This window comes from Pseudonocardia sp. Cha107L01 (assembly GCF_052566575.1).
Window position 1 is genome coordinate 3,641,632 of the sequence record NZ_CP199579.1, and the last position, 12,615, is coordinate 3,654,246.

Below are 12,615 nucleotides of genomic sequence, written 5' to 3' on the forward strand. Positions count from 1 at the left end.
CCGACAAGGCTAATCAGTCTCATTTTCTATCGCGAGAGTCTCATGGATGCCGTCAGTCATCTGATCCGGCTGGCCCGTCTCGAGGGCAGCGTGGACAAGCGCTGTCTGCTCGCCGGCCGAGGGGTCCTCGACCACGCGACCCGGGTATCGACCGAGGTGCCGTTTCACCTGCTCCTCGAGGGAACTTGCACGCTGGAGCTCGCCGACCGCTCGGTCGAGCTTGCGGCCGGGGACATGGTCCTGCTCCCGCGAGGCCAGGCGCACGTCATCCGAGGCGGTACCGGTCGGCGGCGGGTGGTCCGCGAAGAGCAGGGAACGGCATTCACGACTGCCCGAACCGCGGGCAGCGGGAGTGTGATCGACCTGTTCTGCGGGCACTACACGTTCAGCCTGGGCGCCGGAGACATTCTGTTCGCCAGCCTGCCCGACGTCGTTCATGTCGCGCTCGGTGGTGAGGCCAACGAGCCGGCCCGGATGCTGAGCGCGCTGATGCGCCGCGAGGCGAATGAGGAGAGGCCGGGAACGGCCGCGATCCTCTCATCGTTGTGCAACGTTCTGCTGGCGATGGTGCTGCGCGCCACTCCCGAGCAGCGGCTCGCTGATCGGGCGTTGTGGACCGGGTTGGCCGACGAGCGAATTCGGGTCGTGACCGACGCCGTACTGCATGACCCCGGTAATAGTTGGACGATCGCCGAGTTCGCCGAGCTCGCCACGATGTCGCGGGCCACGTTCATCCGACACTTCAACCTCAACGCCGGGATGAGCGCGGGCGACTTCCTCACCAAGATCAGGATGATGACCGCCGCCGAGCTCCTCGCCAGCACCGACCACCCGGTCAGTGTGGTCGCCGCCAGGGTCGGCTACCGGTCTGAGTCAGCCTTTGGCCGCGCGTTCCGCCTCGCCACGGCCACCACACCGGCGCAGTTCCGGCGTCAGACGACGAACCGGCGATTGTCCGCCGCGTCGACGGCACCCGGCGGCGGGACCAGCGAGGGCGGGGCTGGTGGTGGCTCGGCAGTCCACCCGCCCGGAACCGCTGGTGGCAATGCTGTTGCGGTTGATCCGCACCACGGATGACCCGGGAACGGTGAACCTGGTCGTGAGCCTGCTGCCACGGCGCAGCACGGTCCTGGGCACCGTGGCGGTCGCCGCGCTCGAGGAAGCCGCGAAAATCTACCGCCGAGCCAGCGAGGCTCGGGGCGCCCGCTCACTGTTGCCCGGTTGACCCCGGTTGACGGAGCCGCGAGTGCCCCGGCGAGACAGGCCCACGGCAGGGCTGAGTGACCGTGCGGCGCCGGGAGCTCAGGGCGGACCGGGTCGCCGGTTTACACGACATTCATCGGGTCTTAGCCGTCAATGATCACGGATCGTCTACCGTCTCGTACAGGCAGATCAGCGGAGATCGGTTCTCGATCCTCCGACGTGTCGTTGGGCCAGCCCCTCGGCCGCCCGGACTCCGGCGGACCACGACTGCGTTGTCGTCCCGCGGGTCCCGACAGCCGTATTCACAGGACTGGAATGAGCTGCCGGCTGCACACGCTACAGGCCGGCCGACGTCGGGAAGGAGCTCCATGAGCCCCACACCAGATCAGCGGATGCCTTGCCCCCGCCAGTATCAAGAGGACCAGCTCGGCCTGGCGCGCGTCGCTGTGAATCCCCGGTCCCGCTGTGCCCTGACCGCATCTGAGGTGATGACGTCACCGGTGACCACGATCAAAGCCGATACCTCGATCCTCGAGGCGGCGGCGATGTTGGCCCGGAGCGGTCTCAGCGCGCTACCGGTACTCGACGACGACGGTGCCGTCGTGGGCATCACCACGGAAGCCGACCTCGCGCGTGATCAACTTTGCGTCACCAGGCAACGCGCAAGGGCGGGCCGGGAACGGATCCCGACGACGGTCGGTGAAGTGATGTCGAGGACTCCACTGATCGCTCCGCCGGGCTACGACCTGGCTGAGCTCGTATCGTTGATGCTCGTCGCGGGGACCAGCGTGGTACCTGTCGTCGACAACTGTCGCCTCGTGGGCATCATCAGCATGCGGGAGGTCCTGCGGATCGTCGGTTCAGGTCATTCCGACCCGCGGTCCGTACCGGCACCGTCCGACTCCTCGGCGGTCGTTCACGCCGAGTACCAGGGTCTGGCGATGGCCTGACGGCCGGCACCGTACCTCTCTCGAGCCGCGCGTTCGGACGCCGCTTGCTATCGCGGGCCGTAGAGGTCCAGCAGCAGGAGCTGTGCCGCCGTGACGCTGTGGGACCGTCCGTTGACGAACGCGACCAGGAACTGTCCGTCAGGAGTGCGTGCTGTGATCACTCCACGAGTGCCGCTTCGGACCTGCGGTCGCAGGAACCCGCCGAGGTGCTCGGCGGCGACGACCCGGTCGCCAATATCGAGCGCCGGCGCTCGCTCGTAGGGGTACTGCGTCGCCATACTGCTCACCCGCTCAGTTATTAGTGCGGTCCGCCGCTGGCCGAGCCCGGCTCATCCGGGGACCAGAGCACCGCTGAGGCGGCTCGGTGACGACCGCTCGAGTCCTGCCCGGTAGAGGGCGAACACCGCCCACAATGTCGCCTCGTCGAGGCAGGCGAGTACCTCCTCGCGCAGGCCGATGACGAGCAGCCGCGCGGGTAACCGTGTCATCGCGTCGGCCAGTACTTCGAACAGCTCAGGTTTGCCAGGAGTAGCCGCCGAAACGTCCACCGCCAGGAACTCGCGGCCGCGGGACGCAATGTCGATCTGCTCGCGTAGCGAGGCCAGCGATGCTGTGTCCGTCGAGCCGGTGATCGTGACCAGAACGCCACGCAGCGCGACCGCGGTGCTTCGCTGCACTGTCCTCACCCCTTGGGCATGTCAGTGACACGGGCCGGGGTCCGGGGCGTGGAGAGATAGTCCTCTCCGGTAGCTCACTGGTCAACCAGGAGTCCATGGTCATCTCGAGGCGGCCGACTCGTCCGCACCTGGAAGGTGCGGCGATAGGTGCTGGGTGAGACACCGATCGACGTCCGTAGGTGGCCGCGCAATGACGCCGCGGTACCGAGGCCGGCGACGTGGGCTATCTGGTCGACCGGCAGGTCGGTTGATTCCAGGAGGCGCCGCGCGTAGTCGACCCGCTGACGGGTCAGCCACTGGTTCGGGCTGGTGCCGGTCTCGTCGCGAAATCGGCGGGTGAACGTCCGGATGCTCATCGAGGCGTGTCTGGCCATACTCGCCAGCGTGAGACCGGTGTCGATCCGTTCCATCGCCCAGGTCCGGGTCGGTGCGGTCGACGCGTCCCCGTCATCGGGCACCGGCGCCTCGATGAACTGAGCCTGACCGCCCTCCCGCCAGGGCGCGACGACGCAGGCGCGGGCGACGGTGTTGGCGACGCTGCTGCCGAGGTCACGCCGGATGAGGTGCAAGCACAGGTCGATCCCGGCGGCCGCGCCGGCCGAGGTCAGCACGTCGCCGTCGTCGACGAAGAGCACGTTCTGGTCGAGCCGAACGGCGGGGAACTCGCGGGAGAAGTCGGCCGCGTGGTTCCAGTGGGTCGTTGCCGGTCGATCGTCGAGCAACCCGGCCAATGCCAGCAGGTGGGCGCCGGTGCAGATGGACATGATCCTGGTGCCGCGCCGTGTGTGTCGCAGCGCCTCGGTCACGGATTCGACCTGGAGCGGGTCCAGGTCGTCCAGTTCCACTGCCGGTACGACGACCGTGTCGGCGGATCGAACCGCACTGAGGTCGGCGGCCGGGTTGATCAGGAAGTCGGCGGTGGTCCGCACAGCCGCCGCGTGCGCCGAGGCGGTGACCACCTCGTAGAGCGGCCGCCCGGCCTGGTCTCGTGCCGCTCCGAACAGCCGGGCGGGGATCGAGAACTCGAACGGGATCACGCCGTCCAGCGCGATGGTGACGACGCGGTGCGGGGGACTGGCCGGGCTGCGTGTCATGGCCCGATCCTTTCACAAGATGGCTTTCCGGCCACTGTCGAGAAGTGGGTTCGAGTGTTGACCATGGAGATCATGCAGATCGGTTTGGGTTTCTTCGTGTCCGATGTGTCAGACACCGTGGCCTTGATTGAGCGGGCCGAGCGCGCCGGAGTGCCGGCCATCTGGGCGGCGATGCCGGTGACCAGCTACGACACGCCCACCTTGTTCGCCGCGGCACTGGCCCGAACTGAGCGGATCGTCGTCGGCACCGCGATCGTGCCGGCGTTCACGCGTCACCCGGTCGCTCTGCTCAGCCAGGCCGCGACCCTCGAGGCGCTCGCGCCGGGGCGGCTACGGCTGGGGGTGGGGACCGGCAATCTGGTGGTGACGGCGGCCGCGCTCGGTGCGCCGGTGTCGCAGCCGTTGGCGCGCGTGCGCGAGTACGTCAGCATTCTGCGCGCCGGGCTACGCGAGGGCGTGGTGCGCCACGAGGGCCGGTTCTACACCGTCGACGCCGACCTCCCCTCCGCGCCGGCGACCCCGGTCGTCATGGCCGCTCTGGGACCCAAGGCATTCGAAGCCGCTGGGGCGGTGGCGGACGCGGCGATGTCCTGGCACTGCCCGCCCGCCTACCTCGACGAGGTCGCCCGGCCGGCGCTGGCCCTCGGCGCCGCATCGGCTGGCCGGGACATCCCGCCCATCGTGCAGCAGGTGGCCGTCGCGGTGACCGAGGACCCCGCGGCGGCTCGGGAGTGGGCGCGCCCACACCTGGTCCCGTTCGTGAACTCGCCGGTGTACGCGAGCATGTTCGCCGCGGCGGGACTGCCACAGGGCGGCGACGGCAGCGTGACCGACGATCTGCTCGATGCACTGGTGATCTCCGGCTCGGAGGAGTCGATCACCGAGGAGCTGGCCCGCCGGGCCACCGTGGACGAGGTGTTCGCCACCCACATTCCCGGCCCGGATCCCCAGGGCGAGATGGACGTCCTCCTGCGCGCGCTCGCCACCGTCGCGGCGGGGTCTGAACTGCCGACCCGGAACAGGCCGGTGGCCGCGCCGCCGAAATCCACGGCCTGATTCCGCCGTGCGTGATCCACAATCTCTGTCGGACGTTCACCGACGAGGAGAACCCGATGCCTCCAGATGGAGGGCGACTCGATCGGCGGTGACCTCCTCGACAACCTCGCGGCGCTCGGCGTGGCACCCACCGACATCGACACCGTGCTGTTCTCGCACCTGCACCCCGACCACGTCGGCTGGGCGGCCGACGCGGACGGCTCGGCGGTCTTCCCGAACGCGGTGAACGTGCTGACCGAGCAGGAGTTGGCGTTCTGGTTCACCAGCCCCGAGGCGGCCGCCACCGGGGTAGCGCCCGACGACGCGCAGGCAGCGGTGGTCAAGGAGCAGGTCAGGGTTGTGGGGGACGGGGACTCCAGACCCCACGCGAGTTCGGGCCCCTGGAGGACTGAGAGATGGGCTCGCATGCCGGCGGCGATCCCGCCGACTGGCGGTATCCCACGTCCCGGCAGGCCCGCCAAGCGGCGGAACTCCCCTGAGAAGCCGGTTTATCTGTCGCGCATCGGGTACGCGGTGTGCGAGTCGGCTACACCCCGGCGGTCCGCAAACCCCGCTTGGAGTTGCACAATGCGGAACAATCGTTGCGAAGAATGTGGCGCGAACAACATGGATCATTGGCCATGGTGCTCGCAGTACACACCATTGCGCCGATGCGTGCCGAAGCTGCCCGCGACGTCCATCGGATAGATCCACGGTGACCTGTCGCCCCGGCTCGCCACTCCGCTGTCCGGTTGATTGCCGCCGGGCGCACGAAACTGATGGCACTACTCGAACAGGTCGCCAATATCGAGCTGAATTTGTCTTTTCGCGGTAGGTCGGAGCGTGCGCAATTCCGCCGACTTCGACCAGCTCGTCCACACAGTGACCCGGATCTGGGCCAACGGCATCCTGCTGCGCTGCCCGAGCTCGCCCGCCGTTCGCGGCGATTGACGCCGGACTGACGATCACGCAGACTGAGGCAATCCTTCGCTGACTTGCAGATGAGTTCAAGTTGCGAAGTGGAGCCAGGCCACCGAACGCAGGGGAGCGTACTGATGGTCTCATCGGCAGTGGGGCCCAGCGGGAACTCAGCCGGGACCGCTCAGGTCGACCTCCATGCGAAGAGCACGCATCGCAAGCTGCTGGCCGCGGGCCTGATCGGCAGCTCGATCGAGTGGTACGACTTCTTTCTCTACGGTACGGCCGCGGCCCTGGTGTTCCCGCACGTGTTCTTCCCGAACACGACAGCGCTGATGGGCACGCTGCTGTCCTTCAGCACGTTCTGGGCCGGGTTCGTGGCGCGCCCGCTCGGCGGTGTCATCGCCGGACACTTCGGCGACCGGCACGGGCGCAAGCCGGTGGTAGTGGCCTGCGTGTCCGCGATGGGGCTGGCGACCTTCCTCATCGGATGTCTGCCCGGTACCGCGACGATCGGGGCGGTCGCGCCGATCCTGCTCGTCGTGCTGCGTTTTGCGCAAGGCATAGCCTGCGGTGGCCAATGGGGTGGTATCGCGCTGCTCCTGACCGAATCCTCGAGCCCCAAACGCCGCGGCTTTGCTGGAACATTCGGTCAGATGGGTGTCCCACTCGGGGTGATCCTCGGCAATGTGGCGTTCCTGATGGCCACCGCCGTGATGTCGAACTCGGCGTTCCTGAGCTGGGGATGGCGGATTCCGTTCTTCTGCAGCGCCCTGTTGTTCCCGGTGGTGCTCTACATACAGACCAGGGTCGAGGACACGCCTGAATTCCGTCAGTTGCAACGAGAGGCGGCCGGGAATGGGCAGCCGAAGGTACTCCAGGCGCCGCTGACCGAGGCAATCCGCCACCAGTGGCTCACCATTCTGCTGGGTTGCGGGTTGCTCGCCGCTACGAACTGCGTGTTCTACATCAGTATCGCGGGTGTTCTCAGCTACGCCACTGCGGAGCTGGGTATGAACCGAAGCGAGCTGCTCGCGGTCTCATTGCTCAGCTCGCTGATCAGCACGGGATTCATCCTGTGGGCGGGCGCAATGTCCGACCGGATAGGGCGCCGCCCGATGATTCTCATCGGAGCCGTGGCGCTCATCGTGTGGGCCTTCCCCTACTTCTGGCTGGTGAACACGGCGAGCCTGCTGCTCTTCTTTGTGGCTGTGGCCGTGGGTGGGGTGTTCCAGTCGATGACGTACGGCCCACTGGCGGCCTACCTGGGCGAGCTGTTCGAGCCTCGCGTCCGCTTCTCCGGCGCCTCCCTGGCCTATCAGTTGGCGGCGATCACGATCAGCGGCGCGACCCCGCTCATCATGACCGCGCTCATCGCCCGGACCGGCTCGACCACGTTGGTGTCGGTCTTCATCGCATTGATGGGCCTGATCACGTTCGGCTGCGCGTGGGCGCTGCGGGAGACCAATCCCGCCGAGGTCCGGAAGGACCCTCAAGCCCTGCCCGGGGTGCGGCTGCCAGGCTGACCCAAGCTGACGACTGCCTCGTCGGTGTGTGGTCGGTCCAGCGCATGAGTCCATGGCTCGCGCCCGGGCCAGTGGTAGGTCATGCTGCGCTCCCCGGGTCGGGCGACCGCCGTGTAGAGCGTCCCGAAGCCACGGTGGAAATCGGTCGCGTACAGCGGTTCCCGGAGCAGTGCCGCGGTGACGGCGTCGACGTCCGCCCCGGTAGCGAGGAACTCGTGGAGAAGGGCCAGCCGTTCCTCGCTGCGGATGGCGTCGCAGTAGGGGCGCCACTCCACCACCTGCTGGTGGTTGGTCACCGCCCTGGCGTCGGTGGTCCATGCCGGCCGGTCGGGGCCCACGTGGACGGTGGCGACGCGGCCGGTCTCGTCTGTCACGGTGACGTTGTAGGACATGTGGACCGGAATCCGTAGCAAAACCGCGACGGCATCTTCGACCCTGTCGCAGGTCTGCAACAGGTACCGCAGCACCAAGGGGATGCCGAACCCCTCACCGACCTGGGGGCGGCCCCCGAAGGTCAGGGACACGGCCAGTCCGGCATCGTTGACGCCGTCGAGCAGCCCCCAACCGCAGTCCTCCGTACCCACGACGCGGCGCCCGAGATACCCGGTGTTGGCAACGGTTGCGTCGAACAACCGGAAGTCCCAGTCGTAGTTGCGGACAAGTGCCGGCCCACCGGTCGTGACCACCGCCTGCGAGCAACCGGTCAGAAACGGCGGCGGGTTCCACAGCGTCAAGATCGTCGCGGCCGACGGTGACCCACCGGCCAACTCGACCAGCGCGGCCCAGGCCGGCTCCAGCTCGGGCATGTGCCGCCTGAGCTGCGTCCGCGCCGCGGCCGCGCTGTCGCGGTCGGCGATGCGCCCGTCGGAGGACCACCACCGCTCCAACGCCGGACCCAACCGTGCCCAGTGCGTGGCGAAGGCAGGACCTGGATCGACCTCCGTAAGGGATCGCCACGTCACCTCGACTCCACCGAGAGGCAACTCGGGCCGGGGCATCGTGTCCCAGGTGCCGACGAACTGGCGCCAGTTGTCCGGGTCGGCCCAGTTCTGGCTGGCCGCCCACCGCATCCAGCCGCGCCAATCCGTCTGCTGGGGCAATCCCGGCACGTCCTCGCGGCGTAACGCGGGCCGGTTCGATCCGTCAGTCGTCATGAATGCTCTCCACCCGCCCCCGGCATGGGGCCTGCTCCGGACACTCGCGCCCCGGTCCGAGGCCTGGATCCATGGGTTCCCGGCGGGGCGGGATCCACACCTGAAACCGGGGTGACGAAAAACGCTCGCACGGTGATCGAGTTGGCCAGTGCAACGGGTGAACATCAATTTCCGACATAACCAGGTACCGCGTTTGCTCGTCCGGAACGTGGGTACCGCGCTGGGCCGGTCGGGTGATGCTCGGGATGCAGCCGTTGGACGTCTTGCGCACTGTAAACGCCGCTCCTACGGTTGCAGTCCGAACGCATCAGATCGGCAATTTGCCCCGGACCCAGGCTGTGTCGTTCTCACGGCACAGCCGGGAGATGAGGCTTATTCCGATCCGCGTCACACGATCGCGGTGAAGACACCCGCCGCGCCCGGGGCCATGTGCCAGCTGACCATGATGCTCTACCGGGCATTTGCCACGACCGAGTTTTACAGCCATTGATGACCACGACAATCCTCGACCGCGACGGCTATCACGACCAGGGAGCTCTTTCATGTCTGGGTACAACATTATTGCTCGCGGTCCGCGCGATCTCGGCCTCGGTGGCGCTGGACTCCCGCGCGCCAACCGTGGCCGCATCGCCGCACTGTCCGGGGCGGCCGGGTGACCAGGTGAAACGCGGCGACTTCCGCCAGTCTGCCGCGTGTCGCAATGCCGACCCGGAGCTGTTCTTCCCGATCGGCGACGGCAGACTCGCGCGGAGGCAGATTGCCGCCGCGAAGGCGGTGTGCGGCCGTTGCTCGGTGGCCGCCGATTGTCTGGTCTGGGCGCTGCGCACCGGACAATCGGAAGGCGTGTGGGGCGGCCACACACCTTCCGAACGCCGCAGACTGCATTCTCGTCGAGTGATCGCGGGGATAGGGCGTTCCGGCTCGATCTAGGCGCCGGGACCAAAGGGGCCCATGGGTCGAACGCAATACAGAGCCCACTCCGTTCGTACCAACGAGCGGGCGGCGCGTGGAATCCGGAGACGGGGCGCGCGGGGCAGACATTTTTTCACCCGCACCCGAACCGATGAGAGGTAATGGTACAGATGGCCCAGTCCAAGGACACAGTCCGCAAAATCGACACCACCGGCCCCCCGGGAGTCGTCGGCAGCGTCGGCGAGCGTGGTGATACGGAAGTAACGGGCCCGGCCGGCGCCGTGGGTGTGAAAGGCCCGGTCGGCGCAATCGGTGAGCGCGGGGAGAAGGGCGACAAGGGCCCGAAGGGCATGGCGGGGGAAGCCGGTGAACGCGGCGAGAAGGGCGTGAAGGGCCCGGCCGGCGCGCCCGGTGAGCAGGGGGACAAGGGCGACAAGGGCCCCAGGGGGGCCGTCGGACCTGCCGGCGAGCGTGGTGAGAAGGGCCCGGGCGGGCCGACCGGTGAGGTCGGTCCCAAGGGTGTGGTGGGGTCGACCGGTCGACCGGGGGACGAGGGTGACAAGGGCCCTGTCGGCCCTGTCGGTCTGGCCGGTGAGCGCGGCGATCAGGGTCCTCCCGGGTCGCGGGGCGAACAGGGGATGCAGGGGCAGGTCGGTCTACCGGGCGAGCGCGGCACACCGGGTGAACGTGGCGAGCGTGGCGAGCAGGGCCTGATGGGCGAACCGGGTCCGCGGGGTCTGGCCGGCGGAAAGGGTCAGCGTGGTGTCATCGGCGAGACCGGTGAGCAGGGCGAGAAGGGTGTGCAGGGGCAGCAGGGCAAGCCCGGCGAGGACGGTGTCCAGGGCATCCCCGGTCCGCAGGGCGAGCAGGGCGCGCAGGGCCCGGCGGGGAGGCCCGGGCCGACCGGGTTACCAGGAGTGCAGGGCCCGCCAGGTTCGGCGGGACCCGCTGTGCTGCACCGGCCGGAACCGGTCGATCTGGCGCGCAACGTGATCCGTGCGGCGACGGACCTGTCGGTGCGAACCGTGATCGACCCCCGGGCCGGCTACCGGTACCTGGTGACGTTGACTTCACGGCTGGTGAAGCTGCAGGCCGGCGTTGTGTTGCGTGTCGTGCTCACCGCGGCCGAGGAGTCCGACACCTCGTCACACCGTTCGAACATGCGCTCTATCGCCTAGGAAGTACCACCGCCGCCGTCTGACGGCACGGAGCGCGGAGGAGACCGACCGTGGGAGCCACCCGAAATGTGCTGCCCGACAGGGAAGTGTTGGGCGAACTGATTCGGGAGCTCGACACCGCGGCGCCCTACGACCTCGTCGACGTGTGTGAGGAGTGGCTGAGGCGTTGGCTGGGTGCGCGGTGGAGCACCTTGCTACTGGCCGACTACAGCCAGACCGTGCTGGAACCGGTTCCCGGTCGAGGGGCCGGGGCTCCCTCCGGTAGGCGCTACGCCGTGCGGGACGGCGCCGCCGGAGCCTCCTACCGCGAACAGCGGGTCGTTCGAGAGCCCGACGGCGCGGGAGCCGGGCATGACCTGATGTTGTGTGTGCCGGTGACGATCCGCACGGAATGCCTCGGCGTGCTTGTGGTGGGACTTCCGACGCAGACCGAGGACAGCGTCGCGGACGTCCTGGTCGGCGTCGCGACGGTGTTGGCGCACGTACTCGCCGGCGCCCGCCGCTACACCGACCGCTTCGAGGCCCTTCGCCGGCGGAAAGATCTCGGGCTGGCAGCGGAAATCCAGTGGGAGCTGCTGCCGGTGCTGGCCTACGAGCTGCCCGTGTTCTCGATCGCCGGAGCGTTGGAGCCCACCTATGAGATCGGTGGGGACACCTTCGACTACGCCGTCAGCGCGTCGCGACTGACGATCTCCATAACCGATGCGGTCGGCCACGGCCTGCGCGCAGCGTTGCTGGGCAGTCTGGCGGTCGCCGCAATGCGCAACACCCGTCGTGGAGGTGGCGAAATCCTCGCGCAGGCAGCGGCGGCCAACCAGCATCTCAGTGAGCAGTTTCCCGGCCCGAGCTTCGTCACGGGACAGCTACTCGAGATTGACGTGTTCGAGGGGTCGGCTCTGGTCATCAACGCCGGTCACCCGAGGCCACTGTTGCTGCGCGACGGCGCGGTCGTCCCAGTGCCGCTGGCCCCGGATCTGCCGTTCGGGCTGTACAGCGACACCGTGTACCGGACGCAGCGATTCACACTGCGGCACGGGGACCGCCTCCTGCTCACCACCGATGGGATCACCGAGGCGCACTTCGCCGGCGGGTCCGCATTCGGAGTGGACCGGGTCGCGGAGCTGCTGACCGCACAGGCGCACCATTCGCCCACCGAGTTCGTCCGCCAGCTCACCGCCGCTGTGCTCGAATTCCGGAACGGTGAACTCTCCGACGACGCCACCGCGGTCTGCCTCGACTGGCATTGACGGTCGACACGGCCGCGAGGCGAACGGGTGCGTTTACGGAGCCGACCCGCGCAACGAGGTCCGCTGACGACCCTGGGCATCGAAGTTGTCCGGGTGCAGCCAGCTGGCGAATCGGTCCCGAAGGCCCGGCCACTCGCTGTCGGTGATCGAGTACCAGGCGGTGTCGCGGTTGCGACCCTTTACAACCGCCGCCTGGCGGAACGTACCTTCGTAGCTGAATCCAAGGCGTGCCGCGGCGGACCGCGAGGCGGCGTTGAGGGCGTCGCACTTCCACTCGAGCCGACGGTAGCCCAACTCCTCGAACGCGTGGCTGGCCAGCAGGTACTGCGCCTCGGTCGCGGCCCGGCGCCGCTGCAGCAGCGGCGAGTAGTGGACGTGACCGATCTCGATCACGCCGATCTCGGGCTGCATCCGCATAAGGCTCAGCACGCCGACGCAGCGCTGTTCCCCGCCCGGCGCGGCCCGGTCGGTGTCTGTGTTGTCCACGACCGCGTAGAACAGCGGATCATCACTGCCGCACACCTGCTCGACCCAATGCCGGTAGTCAGCGAGCGTGTCGAACGGTCCATACGGCAGGTAGGTCCAGCTCTCGCCCCGCGCATCGAGCTGATCGGCGGTGAACAGCTCCTCCGCGTGCCGGTGTGGGTCGAGCCGCTCCACCCGGCAGTACCTTCCTTTGAGCACCGCCGCGGTGGCGGGTGGTCGCGGCATCCATCCCGGG

At 68.2% G+C, this 12,615-nt stretch carries 14 protein-coding genes; 9 read left to right on the forward strand and 5 right to left on the reverse strand.

Translation table 11 applies throughout. The features are described from left to right. Window positions 1-42: 42 nt before the first annotated feature. From ACTXG6_RS17260 to ACTXG6_RS17270, 3 genes are all read left to right on the forward strand, one after another. A complete protein-coding gene (locus tag ACTXG6_RS17260) occupies window positions 43-1,077 on the forward strand; it encodes an AraC family transcriptional regulator (RefSeq protein ID WP_445188830.1) in 1,035 nt (344 codons plus the stop codon). A 22-nt stretch (window positions 1,078-1,099) separates the two neighbouring features. After that, on the forward strand, window positions 1,100-1,225 hold the full coding sequence (locus tag ACTXG6_RS17265) for a hypothetical protein (protein WP_445188831.1): 126 nt from the start codon (window positions 1,100-1,102) through the stop codon (window positions 1,223-1,225). 466 nt (window positions 1,226-1,691) lie between these two features. Then, a complete protein-coding gene (locus tag ACTXG6_RS17270; protein ID WP_445188832.1) occupies window positions 1,692-2,153 on the forward strand; it encodes a CBS domain-containing protein in 462 nt (153 codons plus the stop codon). A 47-nt stretch (window positions 2,154-2,200) separates the two neighbouring features. Here the strand turns inward: ACTXG6_RS17270 and ACTXG6_RS17275 are convergent, their stop codons facing one another. The 3 genes from ACTXG6_RS17275 to ACTXG6_RS17285 form a co-directional block, all read right to left on the reverse strand. Next, window positions 2,201-2,431 (reverse strand): hypothetical protein, encoded by a 231-nt coding sequence (locus ACTXG6_RS17275; RefSeq protein WP_445188833.1) that lies wholly within the window; start codon window positions 2,429-2,431, stop codon window positions 2,201-2,203. 51 nt (window positions 2,432-2,482) lie between these two features. Continuing rightward, window positions 2,483-2,830: a hypothetical protein gene (locus ACTXG6_RS17280; protein ID WP_445188834.1), complete on the reverse strand. Its 348-nt coding sequence runs from the start codon at window positions 2,828-2,830 to the stop codon at window positions 2,483-2,485. Window positions 2,831-2,904: 74 nt separating this feature from the next. Beyond that, window positions 2,905-3,924, reverse strand: a complete 1,020-nt coding sequence (locus ACTXG6_RS17285; protein WP_445188835.1) for a GlxA family transcriptional regulator — start codon at window positions 3,922-3,924, stop codon at window positions 2,905-2,907. 63 nt (window positions 3,925-3,987) lie between these two features. On the opposite strand from ACTXG6_RS17285, the gene ACTXG6_RS17290 reads away from it, so the two are divergent. The 3 genes from ACTXG6_RS17290 to ACTXG6_RS17300 all read left to right on the forward strand — a co-directional run bounded on the left by ACTXG6_RS17290 (window position 3,988) and on the right by ACTXG6_RS17300 (window position 7,403). Continuing rightward, window positions 3,988-4,980: an LLM class flavin-dependent oxidoreductase gene (locus ACTXG6_RS17290; RefSeq protein ID WP_445190030.1), complete on the forward strand. Its 993-nt coding sequence runs from the start codon at window positions 3,988-3,990 to the stop codon at window positions 4,978-4,980. Between the two features lie 66 nt (window positions 4,981-5,046). Continuing rightward, the gene (locus ACTXG6_RS17295) at window positions 5,047-5,667 is read left to right on the forward strand and encodes an MBL fold metallo-hydrolase (RefSeq protein ID WP_445188836.1); all 621 of its coding nucleotides are present in this window, start codon (window positions 5,047-5,049) and stop codon (window positions 5,665-5,667) included. 311 nt (window positions 5,668-5,978) lie between these two features. Continuing rightward, window positions 5,979-7,403, forward strand: a complete 1,425-nt coding sequence (locus ACTXG6_RS17300; RefSeq protein WP_445188837.1) for an MFS transporter — start codon at window positions 5,979-5,981, stop codon at window positions 7,401-7,403. Here ACTXG6_RS17300 and ACTXG6_RS17305 read toward each other — a convergent pair. After that, on the reverse strand, window positions 7,370-8,557 hold the full coding sequence (locus ACTXG6_RS17305) for a C45 family autoproteolytic acyltransferase/hydolase (protein ID WP_445188838.1): 1,188 nt from the start codon (window positions 8,555-8,557) through the stop codon (window positions 7,370-7,372). The two genes, ACTXG6_RS17300 and ACTXG6_RS17305, sit on opposite strands and share 34 nt — an antisense overlap. Before the next feature lie 660 nt (window positions 8,558-9,217). Here ACTXG6_RS17305 and ACTXG6_RS17310 point away from each other — a divergent pair. The 3 genes from ACTXG6_RS17310 (at window position 9,218) to ACTXG6_RS17320 (ending at window position 11,894) form a co-directional block, all read left to right on the forward strand. After that, complete coding sequence (locus ACTXG6_RS17310; RefSeq protein WP_445190031.1) at window positions 9,218-9,487, forward strand: WhiB family transcriptional regulator; 270 nt, start codon at window positions 9,218-9,220, stop codon at window positions 9,485-9,487. Between the two features lie 152 nt (window positions 9,488-9,639). Continuing rightward, window positions 9,640-10,647: a hypothetical protein gene (locus ACTXG6_RS17315; RefSeq protein ID WP_445188839.1), complete on the forward strand. Its 1,008-nt coding sequence runs from the start codon at window positions 9,640-9,642 to the stop codon at window positions 10,645-10,647. A 50-nt stretch (window positions 10,648-10,697) separates the two neighbouring features. Further along, window positions 10,698-11,894, forward strand: a complete 1,197-nt coding sequence (locus tag ACTXG6_RS17320; RefSeq protein WP_445188840.1) for a PP2C family protein-serine/threonine phosphatase — start codon at window positions 10,698-10,700, stop codon at window positions 11,892-11,894. 33 nt (window positions 11,895-11,927) lie between these two features. On the opposite strand, the gene ACTXG6_RS17325 is transcribed toward ACTXG6_RS17320, so the two are convergent. Beyond that, on the reverse strand, window positions 11,928-12,605 hold the full coding sequence (locus tag ACTXG6_RS17325) for a GNAT family N-acetyltransferase (RefSeq protein WP_445190032.1): 678 nt from the start codon (window positions 12,603-12,605) through the stop codon (window positions 11,928-11,930). Window positions 12,606-12,615 lie beyond the last annotated feature (10 nt).